The organism is Wohlfahrtiimonas larvae (assembly GCF_002006755.1).
Taxonomy (GTDB): Bacteria; Pseudomonadota; Gammaproteobacteria; order Cardiobacteriales; family Wohlfahrtiimonadaceae; genus Wohlfahrtiimonas; species Wohlfahrtiimonas larvae.
On the sequence record NZ_MVDO01000022.1, the window covers coordinates 1 to 1,499 of the forward strand.

A 1,499-nucleotide genomic window follows, 5' to 3' on the forward strand; every position below is an offset into this window, starting at 1 on the left:
GATTGGTCAACTAGAGGCGGAGGTTATTAAAGGTCAAGAAATTGTGATCGAGGAACAATTAGTTGAATCAGCAGATGCAAATTTAAGAAAACGCTTAAAATGCTTGGAACAAATTATTGCAGGGCAAGAGAGTGCAAGAGCTTTTTTAAGCGAAAAGAGTCTGCATGCTGAACAAGTGGCATTTGAATTAGTATTACATAGAGAAATTTTGTTAGATAAAACTTCTCCAATAGATGAAAGAGATGCTCGCTTAGCGATGCAGGTGAAAATTTTAGAAGATGCAATGAATAATCAACGCAGTGAAAAAGACAAAAAGCATCAATTGAAATTGTTGGATGATAAATGGTTAGAGAATGTTGTTGGGAAGATTCCTGATTCTCTTTATCAGCGATTCAGATAAATGGAGTTTTATTCATCCTTGAGGTTTGATAGAATTGCAAAGTTCGAATGATCAATTGATTATATTTTAGGAAAACAACAATTATGATGCAGTATATTCGCGAACGAGCGACGAGTAAATTTGCTAAGTTTCTATTCTTAGGGATTATTATCTCTTTCTTTGGGTTTGGTGGATCAGGATTCTTTAGCAGTATTAATGACTCCACAGTGGCTAAGGTTAATGGCGAGAAAATCTCAACGGGCGTTTTATCGAATGCTTATACGAATTATTTGCAAAATAGTGGTGGTGTGTTGCCTGAGGGTAATGATGCTAAAATTGTTAAAAAACAGGTTTTGAATAGTTTAATTCAAGAAATTGTGATGACCCAAGCTGCGAAAAAAATGGGAGTGGTTGCTTCTGATGATGAAATTCGTGCAGCGATTAAATCATTAACATTTTTGCAGAATGCTGATGGCCAATTTGATCCTAATCTTTATCAAATTTATTTACAGCAACAAGGGTTAACCTCTGCTCAGTGGGAAGATAATCTTCGTCAGCAATTGACCTTGCAATTGTTAGTATCAGCTATTGGCAATTCTGTCATTATTACTGAATCAAATTTGGAAGATTTTGCAAAAGTTGATCGTGAAAAACGTAATATTGCAATATTAGCATTACCACTAGAGCAATTTGCACAAGATATTAATGTGACAGATAAAATGATCACAGAATATTACGAGCAAAATCAGTCAAAATATGTGACTGAACCACGTGTTAAATTGGCATATGTGACTTTGCCAGAAGTCGATACAGATAATGTATCTGTGACAAATGAAGAAATTGCTGAACGTGTTCACGCTATGAAAGCTAAACAACAAAGTAATGAAACACGTTCTGCAGATCAATTGATTATTCAATTCAGTACAGAAGCTGAAAAAGAAGCGGCAATTGCAACATTAAATAAAGTATATGATGAGTTGACTAATGGCTCATTAACTTTTGAAGATGCAAAAACGCAAGTAACAGCATTGTCAGATGGTTTATTTTATGAAACAGGTGTTGTTAAAAGATCAGAGAACATGCAATCAGTAGATCAGGCATTATTTGAAATGGCAAAAGA

Annotated in this window: 1 protein-coding gene and 1 pseudogene; both read left to right on the forward strand. The window is 34.6% G+C overall.

Annotated features, from left to right (window positions below):
* Nucleotides 1–400 (forward strand): annotated as a pseudogene (locus tag BZK14_RS13175) (DUF349 domain-containing protein); the annotation flags it as partial.
* A gap of 83 nt (nucleotides 401–483) precedes the next feature.
* On the forward strand, nucleotides 484–1,499 hold a 1,016-nt coding region (locus BZK14_RS01565), incomplete at its 3' end, for a SurA N-terminal domain-containing protein (protein ID WP_171973614.1).